Annotated in this window: 6 protein-coding genes and 3 pseudogenes; 3 read left to right on the forward strand and 6 right to left on the reverse strand. The window is 45.8% G+C overall.

Translation table 11 applies throughout. The annotated features are described in order from the left end of the window. The first annotated feature begins 30 nt into the window (after nt 1-30). Together DXA15_RS06505 and DXA15_RS06510 are read left to right on the forward strand one after the other, a co-directional pair. On the forward strand, nt 31-789 hold the full coding sequence (locus tag DXA15_RS06505; protein ID WP_128133488.1) for a glycoside hydrolase N-terminal domain-containing protein: 759 nt from the start codon (nt 31-33) through the stop codon (nt 787-789). Next, nucleotides 768-2,426 carry a glycoside hydrolase family 95-like protein gene (locus DXA15_RS06510; protein WP_128133489.1) on the forward strand — a complete coding sequence of 553 codons (1,659 nt, stop codon included), beginning with the start codon at nt 768-770 and terminating at the stop codon, nt 2,424-2,426. Before DXA15_RS06505 ends, DXA15_RS06510 begins: the two co-directional genes overlap by 22 nt. 20 nt (nt 2,427-2,446) lie before the next feature. Here DXA15_RS06510 and DXA15_RS06515 read toward each other — a convergent pair whose 3' ends face one another. From DXA15_RS06515 to DXA15_RS06525, 3 genes and pseudogenes are all read right to left on the reverse strand, one after another. Next, the gene (locus DXA15_RS06515; RefSeq protein ID WP_128133490.1) at nt 2,447-3,412 is read right to left on the reverse strand and encodes a GNAT family N-acetyltransferase; all 966 of its coding nucleotides are present in this window, start codon (nt 3,410-3,412) and stop codon (nt 2,447-2,449) included. After that, nucleotides 3,366-4,327 (reverse strand): annotated as a pseudogene (locus DXA15_RS06520) (DUF2156 domain-containing protein). The gene DXA15_RS06515 and the pseudogene DXA15_RS06520 overlap by 47 nt, the downstream one beginning before the upstream one ends. 50 nt (nt 4,328-4,377) lie before the next feature. Further along, nucleotides 4,378-6,236 (reverse strand): annotated as a pseudogene (locus tag DXA15_RS06525) (SLC13 family permease). Nucleotides 6,237-6,434: 198 nt separating this feature from the next. Here DXA15_RS06525 and DXA15_RS06530 point away from each other — a divergent pair. After that, nucleotides 6,435-8,850 (forward strand): annotated as a pseudogene (locus DXA15_RS06530) (TonB-dependent receptor). A gap of 129 nt (nt 8,851-8,979) precedes the next feature. On the opposite strand, the gene DXA15_RS06535 reads toward DXA15_RS06530, so the two are convergent. The 3 genes from DXA15_RS06535 to DXA15_RS06545 all read right to left on the reverse strand — a co-directional run bounded on the left by DXA15_RS06535 (nt 8,980) and on the right by DXA15_RS06545 (nt 11,872). Continuing rightward, complete coding sequence (locus DXA15_RS06535) at nt 8,980-9,525, reverse strand: 7-carboxy-7-deazaguanine synthase QueE (RefSeq protein WP_010803415.1); 546 nt, start codon at nt 9,523-9,525, stop codon at nt 8,980-8,982. Beyond that, complete coding sequence (queD, locus tag DXA15_RS06540; protein WP_128133491.1) at nt 9,512-9,844, reverse strand: 6-carboxytetrahydropterin synthase QueD; 333 nt, start codon at nt 9,842-9,844, stop codon at nt 9,512-9,514. The genes DXA15_RS06535 and queD overlap by 14 nt, the downstream gene beginning before the upstream one ends. Nucleotides 9,845-10,339: 495 nt before the next feature. Beyond that, nucleotides 10,340-11,872: an STN and carboxypeptidase regulatory-like domain-containing protein gene (locus tag DXA15_RS06545; RefSeq protein ID WP_199676244.1), complete on the reverse strand. Its 1,533-nt coding sequence runs from the start codon at nt 11,870-11,872 to the stop codon at nt 10,340-10,342.

Below are 11,872 nucleotides of genomic sequence, written 5' to 3' on the forward strand. Positions count from 1 at the left end.
GTCATGATATAAATATTTAGTTGTGTTATTATGAAAAGCAAATGGTTGTGTCTCTTTTTTAGCTTAGGTCTTGTCGTGCAGGGTGTGTTTGCCCAGGAAAACCCGGTGAAGATGTGGTATGACGAGCCTTCGGACGATTGGATGAAATCGTTGCCGATAGGGAACGGACGGCTGAGCGGTATGGTGTTCGGTGGCGTAGAGAAAGAAAAGGTTGCCTTTAACGAGATTACGCTTTGGTCCGGGCAACGGGATGCGGGGCAGGAGAAGCCTTTTGGAAAAGAGGCTTTGAGAAATATACAGCAACTGTTCCTGGACGGTAAACTGGAGGAAGGGAATGCACAGGCTTCGGAGCAGTTGGTCGGTGTTCCTAATTCTTTTGGAACTCATGTGCCGTTCGGTGATATAGAGCTGGCTTTCGCACAAGGAAACAGAACTGTCGAAAATTATATACGTACGCTTGACCTGGCTAAAGGTGTTGCATCGGTTTCTTATCGGCAGGATGGGGTGACTTATAACCGTGAGTATTTCTGTTCTAATCCGGCTAATGTCCTGGTGATACGGTTGAGTGCTTCGGAGAAGGGAAAACAGAACTTTGAGGTTGGTTTGAATGTATTGAGAAAGTCTGACGTTACGACGGATAAGAATGCCATCAGTTTTTCAGGACAGGTCGATTTTCCTACATTCGGTTCCGGTGGTGTTCATTTTTACGGTGGGATAAAGGTTCTGGCGGAAGGTGGAAGCATCAGGCAGAACAAAAAAGTTTGTCGGTGGAGAATGCGGATGAAGTAGTGCTCATTGCTGACCTTCGCACCGATTTCGTTCCAGGGGATATGGAAGAAATGACTTCGTCTGCCTTGAACGGTGCTGAAAAGAAAGGATTTGACACGTTGAAACAAGAGCATGAAACAGATTTCGGCCGGTTATTCAACCGCGTTGCTCTTTCGTTGGGAGAAGGGAAGAATGAGATGGCTACCGATGAACGCCTGAATTTGTTGAAGGAAGGCAATGAAGACCCGGACCTGATTGCTTTATTTTTTCAGTATGGGCGTTATCTATTGATTTCTGCATCACGTGAAAACTCTCCGCTGCCTGCTAATCTTCAGGGTATATGGAATGATAATCTGGCGTGCAATATGCAGTGGAGTTGCGATTATCATCTGGATATCAATACGCAGCAGAATTACTGGGCGGCTAATGTCTGTAACCTCAGTGAATGTAATATTCCTTTGTTCGATTATATAGGAGCATTGGCCGAAGCCGGAACAAAGACTGCTAAGACTGTGTATGGTTGCGAAGGCTGGGTGGCTCATACCATGGCGAATGTCTGGGGATTTACTGCTCCGGGTTGGGGGACAGGCTGGGGACTTCATCCGACGGGAGGGGCATGGCTGGCTTCCCATTTATGGGATTATTACCGTTTTACCAACGATGAGGTCTTCTTATTGAGAGCTTATCCTGTATTGAAACAATCGGCTTTGTTTTTCCTCGATTATATGATAGAAGATCCGAATAGCGGTTACCTGGTGACCGGTCCGTCTACCTCTCCGGAGAATGCTTTCCTTTTGGACGGGAAGCAGTTGTCGCTTTCTATGATGCCGACATGCGACAGGGTGATTGTTTATGAGATACTGAATGCTTGCCAGAATGCTTCGGAGTTGTTGCAGGTGGATGAAGAGTTCAGAGGACGTGTGATAGATGCTATCGACAGATTGCCTCCTTTTAAAATAGGAAAATACGGACAGGTTCAGGAGTGGCAGGAGGATTATGAGGAGGCGGTTCCGAATCACCGTCATACCAGCCATCTGCTGGCGTTGTATCCTTATTCGCAAATCAGTTTGGACGGTACACCGGAGTTGGCGAAGGCGGCCGCTGTTTCTATCGACCGGCGCCTGAATGCCGCTGATTGGGAAGATGTGGAGTGGAGCCGGGCGAATATGATTAATTTCTTTGCCCGTTTGAAGGACAGTAAAAAGGCTTATGGAAGTGTGCTGGGGCTTATCAATGAGTTGAGCCGCGAGAATATGCTGACTATCTCTCCGAAAGGTATTGCTGGTGCGCCGACGGATATATTTGTCTTCGACGGGAATGAGGCGGGAACAGCCGGGATTGCTGAAATGTTACTTCAGAGTCATGAAGAGTATGCAGAGCTTTTACCTTGCCTGCCGGAAGAATGGAGTTCCGGTAGTTACAAAGGATTATGTGCCCGCGGAGGTTTTCAAATCGATCTTTCCTGGAGCGATAAGGCTGTTAAACATGCATTGGTTACTGCTAAGGTCAATAATACCTTAAAGTTGAAATTGCCCGAACGGACCGGGCATGAAAAGTACTATAAAAATAAGAAACAAATCGACCCTATCCTTCTTCCTTACGGTATTGTCAGGATCGACTTGCAAAAAGGGGATATCTTTGAAGTTGCTTACGATTGAGACAGTAGTCTGATGCCGGATTAATCCAGCATCAGACTCATATATGATTCCCGATTCGGGTATCCCATAACGATCCGGGTGAGTGTCTGAATGTCCATATCCTTCAGATTCTGTTCTGTAAACGGACTGTCTTTATGGGTGGACAGCCAATGATGTATCAGGCGCTCGATGTCGATTACGCGGGCCATTCCGACCGGACGGGTTGCCGGTACGACCGGAGGTGTTTTATAGATAGCCTTATTCACGTTGTTTTGCAAAGTGGCCTCTTGCAGTAAGAGGTTGGCTACCCGGTCATCATCATAAAAGAACTCTTTTACGTACACCTGTTTCTTGTCTTCGGAAAGTCCAGGTGTATGATCCGGCGGAAGAGTGAAGGCCATCCCTATCGGTTGGTCTTTTTCGTTTAATGCTGTCAGCATCTGTCCGCCATCCAGTTGCAGGTCGCGAAGAATGGTGACAAAGTCATCTTTGGTGTGCAGGACACAACATTGTCTTTCGCGGATTTTACGGTTGAAATAGTCGTACAGTTGATCCAGGGAAGGAACTTCCGGTGGTACAACGGTTATCTGAGGAGCGTAGACCGGTGTTTCCGGACGTATATACGTATCCTCGGAGCAGTCGAACGTTTCCGTATATCCCAGTTCCCGGTAATAATCGAATAACCAGGGATCGGCAGGAATCAGTGCCGCTACGGCAACCGAACGGTATTTCATTTCATCGAAAGCCTTTTGCATCAGTTGTTTCATCAGGCCTTTTCCCCGCATGGAAGGCAGGGTGCAAGCTCCGGAAATATAGGCTACGGATATTTCCGTACCATAATAAGTCATGGTATAAGGCAGCATCTGCAAGGCAGATACTACCTGTCCGTCCTTTTCGATGACGAGGGTATTTTCTTCTTTGTATACCCGGTCGAAATAAAGGCGTATAAACTCTTCCGTATCATTGAAGGAGAGACGCCACAGATCGATTATTTGCTGCTTGTTCATCTTGTTTATTATTTAGCGTTTTCTTAATCGCGGCACTTTTTTCCAATAGTATGACCGGGTTATAAGAAAGTTTCGCTTGACGCAATCCCGGGATGCCGAGGTCTTCTTCGCGGTTGACGTAGACGAACTCTTCCGGCAGGCGTGAAGCGAATTCCTGATTGATAACAGTGTAAGCGCCTTCATAGTTCACATCCGCCTTTTCCACATGCACCCCGAAGGTGTCGTGATTGATCTGTGCACCGAAGGTGAAAGCTATTACTTTGCCGTCCACCAGCAATGCTCCTCCGAGCAGGCCCAGTTCGTCGTAATGGTTGAGCGCGTAAGTCATCGAAATACGTTCGAAATTCAGGTCTTCCGCATCATCTTCCGTTTCATTGGCTTTATACCATTTACATTCCAGCTTCAGGCACTGCGGGATCAGTTCCGGAGTGATGGGGGCGTATTCGTATTCATATCTTTTCTTGAAATTATTGATATGGTTACGCTTGGATTGGAACTTCTTGCCTTTCAGCAATGCCAGGTCTTCACGCAGATAGATATAATCGAAATAGTCACGTTCGGGGATATAGAAAAATCCGCCGGGCAGCGCTTCTTCCAGGATGTCTTTGGCATCCGGTGTGATACCTAGCATACAGAGCGGGTGCCCGTGTTCCTGCGAATCGGCTTCGAGTAACTCCAACGCATGTTCAGGTCTCCTTTTCCGGCAGGTGTCATATAGACCAACCGGCTTTTGTCTTCTATCCAGAAACGGATCAGCAGGAAACCGTCGACAACGGCAAACTCCGTGTCGTACAGGAAACGCCAGCTACAGATATTGGCAAACGAGTAATCACAATTGCGATAATTGTGAGGATAGATAAATGACGTAATAAGTTCTTTATCCTCTATTGTAATTGGTTTAAAAGGAATCTTCATACTTTTCTTTTTGTCGTACAAATATAAAACTAATAAATGTCCGTTAATGTTTAAAACGGAAATAATAAAGGCAGCACAAATATCATAATAATTCCCATAATAATTTGCAACGGGAGCCCGACTTTTACGTAATCCATGAAAGTATATTTACCGGCCGACATCACAAGCGCATTGGGTGGTGTGGAGAACGGCGAGGCAAAACACATGCTGGCACCTACTGTAACGGCAAGCAGGAACGGGTAGGGGCTTACACCGATGAATATGGCAGACTGTAATGCGATGGGAGCTACGAGCACGGCTGTTGCCGTATTACTGATAAACATCGTCAGCAACGAAGTCGTGAAATAGATCCTGCCATCAGGACCAACGGGCCGTAATTGCCCAGTCCTCCGACAAGTCTTTCGGAAATAAGCGACGATGCTCCTGTTTTCTCCAGTGCCAGCGACATCGGCAGCATGGCGGCTATCAGAACGATACTTTCCCAGTTGATTGTTTTGTAGGCATCTTCCACATTCCGGAAGCATCCGGTCAGTACCATCAGTATGGCAGCTATCAATACGGCTGCGACCGGAGGGATAGGGATAAAGTCGAACACCATGGCGGCGATCATCAGGACCATGATACCGGCTGCAACGGGGGCTTTATAATCGAGTGTCACTTTGGAGGCCTCTTCGACGGGCTGGCCGAGTACGACCCATTGCGACTGCTTCTTGCTCATACGGGCAATATCGTCCCAGGTCCCTTGTATCAGCAGGATATCGCCGGCATGCATCTTTATATCTTTCACATCGGAAAGGATATATTCGTTTCCGCGTTCTATTCCCAGAATGTTTACGGAGTATTTATCGCGGAAGCCGGAGTCTTTAACGGCTCTGTTGATCAGTTTGGAGTCGGGTATCAAGAGGACTTCGGCAATACCGATTTCACGAACGCTCAGTTTCTCGTTATCTCCGGTAAATTCCGAAACTTTCGATTCCGTCAGGTCCAGCCGGTTCTCTTTTACGAATTTGTCTATATTATGGTAGTCTCCGAATACATATAATATATCTTCTTCCTGAATTTCCGTTTCGGGACCAGCCAGTTTCTGGTCGACTGTCTTCATGAAGCGGCTTTGTGAGGAAGACTTGCGCCGTATTTCCAGAATGGTGAGGTTGTACAGGCTGGTGATATTTAATTCATGCAGTTTCTTATTCTTTACCAATGAGTCTTTGTGAACACGTACACGGTACAGATTATCGGAAAGGCTGTATTTTTTTGATAGTTCCTGTGGTGAACGTCCGGTAGAAGCGTCGTTCTTTTTAGTATCCTCTTTCTTCGTCAGGAACCATTTGCTGAGTGGGATCAGAACAATGAGGCCTACCGTTATACAGACTATTCCGATCGGGGTGAACGAGAAAAAAGAGAGATCATTGTATCCGGCATTGGAAAGTGCTTCCTGCACCACAAGGTTAGGAGGCGTACCGATCAGGGTGGCCATACCTCCCATACTACTTGCAAATGCAAGCGGCATAAGGAAACGGCTCGGACTGATGTTGGCATTGACCGCCATGCTGACAACAATAGGGAGCATCAGCGCGACTGTCCCGGTGTTGCTGACGAATGCGCCGATAAAAGCTGTCACCAGCATGATTAATATGAATAGCTTGATTTCGCTCGTACCTGCCAGATGAAGTATTTTACTGCCGATCATTTTTGCCAGTCCGGTTTTGAAGATAGCTCCGCCTACGACAAACAAACCGACCATCATGATGACAACGGAATTGGAGAAACCGGAAAGCGCTTCCTCCGGTGTGAGGATATTAAACACCATTAACAAGACCAGTGCACAAAGTGCAACAAGGTCTGAACGTATTTTTCCATTGACAAAAAAGACTGCCGACAGGGCCAGAATAATAAGAGTTGTTATCATAAAATGTACTTAAAATGGTTTTTACTAAAACGAATCCCTCCAGTATAGTTAACTGAAAAAGACCCCCATATGTTTACCCGATACTTCGATTTTTATGCAAAAATAGTAGAAAACGGGATACAACCTGCATAAATAATTGCATGGCAGTAATGAATATACTATCTTCGCAAAATTGTTAACAACGACTGATGTAAAGAAATGAAGAAGTGTTTTTGTCTCATTGTGGTCTTATTGTGTTTTAGTCTGTCTGTAACTGCCGCTCCGTTAACCCGTATCAAAGGGAAAATTGTGGATGCCGGAACAAATAAGCCTTTGGATTTTGCAGACGTTCTCCTTTTTAAAAGGAGATGATAATCCTGTGTTTCATGCTTTGCCCGATATGGACGGAAGTTTTGGAATTGCAGATGTGAAGAACGGGGAATACAGCCTGATGATCCGGTTGGTCGGCTACGATTTGTTTACCCGGCAGAATATTGTGCTCGCATCATCGTCGGCAGTAGTCGACTTGGGGACGATTCCTATGAAACCGCTTGAAGTCGGGCTTGCCGAGGTGGAAGTCGTGGCGCAAAAGAAACAGGTCATCTATAAACTGGACAAGAAGGTGATCGAGGCCTCTTCGAATATGCTGGCAAGCGGAGGAACGGCTGTCGACATTCTGGAGAATACGCCGTCTATCCGCGTGGATGCCGAGGGCGAAGTATCTTTCCGTGGAAGTACGGGGTTTATGGTGTATGTAGACGGTAAGCCGAGCGTGTTCAGTGGGACACAGGCTCTGGAACAGATCCCATCCGGCCATATTGAAAATATCGAGATCATAACGACTCCTTCCGCCCGCCATGATACAGGGGGCGATGTCGGAATCATCAATATCATTACAAAGAAGCACGCACAGCATGGATTCAGCGGAATGGTCAACCTGACTGGTAGCACATTTTTGTCGAGAGGGGTGGATTTCCTGCTGACGCAACAGAACAAATCATCCCGCTGGTATTTTGGCGGAGGCTGGACTGACCGTTTGCGGAAAAGTGATTTTGACCAGGAAAAGACTACGATCGTTGCCGATACCGCAACGACATCCCATTCGAACGGTCCTCGTGAAAGTAATAATTTCAACTATTCCCTGAAAGCCGGCTGGATGTATACATTACCCCATACGACGTTCAATGCCGATCTGGAAGGTGGTTATGGTGGTCGTACCCGTACCGGTGACCTGGATTATATGGAGGAACGGGTGGTCGGCAGCCAGCCTTTTGCCAATGGCGATTATTATAGTCGCGACGATTATGACCTGCATGAAACTTATTATCAGGGGAGTGTCGGTTTCGACCATAAGTTCAATGATAAGGGGCATCAGCTGACCGGTAGTTTTTATCTGAAATACGGGGGGGATGCTATGGAGTATTTCCAGAGCGACTTGTTTAATAAAAAGAATGAGCGCGAACAGGGGCACCGTGCCTGGGAGGACGAACATCGCTGGACGGTTCGCGGTAATATGGATTATATCTATCCGTACAGTAAGACCGGCCATATTGAAGCGGGTTACCAGTATTTCTCTTACCTGGAGGACGGCGATTACAGCATGCAGTTCTGGAGTCCTGAAAAGCAGGAGTTTTATTGGCGGGACGATATCTACAATACTTTCTATTTCCAGCACGGGATCAATTCGATCTATGCGATTGTCGGCGACAGCTATAAATCGTTCGATTTCCAGGCTGGTGTAAGAGGGGAGCATACGCATCGTGTGCTTCGCAGTTCCATTCCCGGTAAAGACCGTGAATATAATAAGTTTGAGCTTTTCCCTTCGGTACATATGGGATATACGTTCCCGAAAGATCATAAGCTGATGGCTTCCTATTCACGGCGTATCACACGGCCGGAACTTTTCTTTATGGAACCTTATATTACCTATCGTGATTATTATTCGGCAGAAATCGGTAACCCGGATATCCGTTCGGAATATATCAACTCTTTCGAACTTAATTATAAGAAGAATATCGGTGAGCATACGGTTTCCGCTACGGTTTTCCATCGTAGCCGGAAAGATAAGATCGAGCGTTTGCGTGTCCCTTATGAAGCGGGTGTGACGTTGGATTCGATGGCGAATGTCGGTCATGATTATTCGACTGGACTGGAGTTGAGCGGCCAGGTTCAGCTTACCCGTTGGTGGAATGTGAACCTGAATGGCAGCCTGTATCATTACAAAGTAAAGAACCAGTACAAACTGAACGGAACGAACGAGAAGAGCACGAATTACGATATTATCTGGAATAATGCCTTCGACCTGGGCAAATCGACCCGTATCCAGCTGGACGGTAATTTTGTCGGCCCTTCCGTGACTACGCAGGGACGGACCGATGCTTTCTGGTATGTAAACCTGGCTCTCCGGCAGCAGTTGATGAACCGCAAATTATCCGCTACGCTGGCTTTCCGCGATGTCTTCAATTCAGCCCGTTATGTCAGCAAGATCACCACGTCCGACCTGCAATCCATTACTCGGATCCGTCCGAACTATCCGCTTATCACCTTGACGTTAAGCTATACCTTTAATAACTTTAAAGCAAAAACAACTCAGCGGAAGGAGGATCACGACTTGTTCGAAGGAACGAATCATTAATTGATATATTGGAATAAAAGGTAAGCATTCCCATCAAAGATCGTAGCCTGCTTTCCGAAATTGTCCGCAAATTTGGCCGGGCATGTATGTGATCCCAGGTCAAGCCCGGGATCATAGGATAGTGACTTTTTACGCTATATCAATCAGCTTATGTGTCTGTAAACTGAGTTGCCATTCCGGGTGTTGGAGGATATAATTGACTATCTCCATCGTGTTCCGGCAGGAGCAGGGTTGGAGGAAGTGGTATTTGGCTGGCAGTTTGATGTAGGATGACAGATCCTGTCCCAGATAAACAACCTTGACTTCATCCATATGGTCAATTTTGAGCGGTGCCCCTTCTTTGGGCGAACAAGTCACCCAGTCGATGCCTTTAGGCAACGGGCGTGTGCCGTTTGTTTCTATACATATATATTTACCCGCTTTGTGAAGCATGTCGATAAATGCTTCGTCGATCCATAAAGCAGGTTCCCCACCGGTCAGTATGACCATGTCTGACGGATAAGCGGAGATTGCCTCCAATATCTCTTCGTCCGACATCAATGTACCTTCTTCATGTTCGGTATCGCAAAACGAACATTTCAGGTTGCATCCGGAAAAACGGATGAAAACAGCGGCTCTGCCGGTATAAAAGCCTTCCCCTTGCAGGCTGTAGAAAATTTGATTAATCTTTCTCATAGATCGCAGTGTTTGATTCTGACTCTTTAACTTCAACTTTATAACAATTAGGTAACTGGTCGCATATCCAGCGGGCCATATTCTCGGCCGTCGGATTGAAAGGCAGGACCTCGTTCAGATTCTGATGGTCCAACTTGTTTTTTATTGATTCTTTGATGTGACTGAAGTCGACGACCATGCCATCGGCATTCAATTCTTTCGAGCGACAGTAAACAGTGATGATCCAGTTGTGACCGTGCAAGTTCTCACATTTGCTGGAATAGGAGAGACGCAGGCTATGTGCTGCGGAGATCTCCATCCTTTTAATTACAGTGTACATGCTTAATTATGCAATTTAAGACGTTTATATATCGTATCTAATGTCACCTCGATACGGGTGCAAAAGTACATAAAATCCCCGTGCCGTTAGCTATACCGTATTATAGGATTTATTAAAAAAAGATTTATATTTTTGCATGTGTTAGAAAGTTGAATTTTTTCGTTTAGGAATGCTAAAAACGATATACAGGAACAATAAGCAGTTGGTGGATTTTATTACTGCTTATGAATCAAGGAGAACCATGTTCGTTTTCGTGACAAACCGATAATTAAACGGTGAAGTTCAATTGTTAAAAAATAGAAGAAGCTGCAAATAAGTTTCGATAATTTTAAAAATGTGTTTTATAATATCTTTTTTTATTTGTTCAGTAACATAAAATCCCGCATCTTTGCATGCAGATAACCTAAACAATCTTTTTGCCTTAAAGACTAATACCTATTAAAAACCTATAAAGAGGGCCTTTGAGAAAAGGCCCTCTTTATGATTTTTAACCACTTAGTAACCTGTTTCTTCTATTTTTGACGATATTTTACCAATCGCTTCATTCAGTTTTTCTTCCGGAGGAATCACATTGAAGTTACCCCAGAAGCCTTCATCATAATTAAATTTTGTTTCAGAGAACACTGTCCGGGTCGATAATGTTTCTTTCCGGTCAAAACGGCTGACATTGAAAGTATCTGTTTTGCATGTCACCATCTCGAACCATACATGAAGGGGAGAACTGCCGAACAGCTGTTTTTTCTTTTTTACTTTGAAATGAAGGTCTCCTCTTACATGACTGATGTGATAAGTACCGTTCCAGGGTTTATAGGAAACGGTGTAAATAACCTTTTGCGGGATTATTTTCAGGTTACGGCTTTTCTTTTCAACCAGCATACCGGCTGCATCTTTTACATATTTAGGATGTATTTCGAATTCGGCCCGCAACAGCGCACTGTTTTCCGAATCGATATACAGGTTTCCCTTCAGGAGAGGGCTGTTGATGAAATCACGTTGTTCGAAAGAGATCACGTTTGCCATCCGGCCGTCTATTACCGTGATGTCGGAATGGGCATAGACATAGGGATAATTCACATCGCTTTCCGGCAGCAGGAAGTCGGGTGCATCCTTCATGATATCCAGCTGTATGCTGGCATTGATTCCGGACTTCATTTTTGCGATAATCGTATCTTTTTCCTGATTGTTGGTGATACGGCGCATCTTCAACAGCTTAACCTGGTCGGTGACCGGACGGTTGGTGTACGCACTTTTGTATATTTTAAAAACTGCTTCCGTCAGACTGACGAATTTGTTTTTTCGCTCGATGCCTTCCCAGTAGAAAGTAGTCTGGTAGACCGGTTCCTGGGAATAGTTCAGGCTTTTGTGTTCCTGCATTTCCCGTAACAAGCGCAAAGGATTCACGATACGGATAACCACTTCCTGTATGGGAATCACTTTCGGTTCCAGTGTCAGCATACTGTAACGTTCTGCCAACAGTGAACTTTCTATTGCATAAGGCAGGTAGCCGACATGCGAGAAGTTGATCTGCGACTGGCGCAGGCTGTCGGGCAAACGCAGCCTGAACTCGCCACCCTGGTTGGTGACATTGCCGATGGAGCCGTCGTCGCTGACGCTGACTGTGGCAAACGGTATCGGTTCGTTGGTATATTTGTCTCGCAGAATGCCTTCGAGGGTAAAATACGAAACTGTATCCGGAAGGGCTGGTTGCAGTGCCTCCTTTACGGGTAGCGGTTCTACCGGGCGGGAGATCAGGATATGATTGCCGATCACGCGGAGACCCAGGTCACGGTTACCGATAATATGGTAGATGGCCTCTTTAATGGTGTATTTGCCTCCCGGTATTTTTACTACCTGTTCGTTGTCGATGATTTTACTGTCGTAAATGAACAGGTAGCCGGAACGTTCGGAAACCTTTCCAAGTAACTGGTAAACAGTCTCCTTGCTTCGCGGAATTTGAATAAGGCGTTCGAGCACATCTTTATCGCCCTTATCATCTGCCTGCAAAGGGGTAGCTGTCATCAGCAGCAT

This window comes from Parabacteroides sp. AM58-2XD, from assembly GCF_003463685.1.
Classification (GTDB): Bacteria; Bacteroidota; Bacteroidia; order Bacteroidales; family Tannerellaceae; genus Parabacteroides; species Parabacteroides segnis.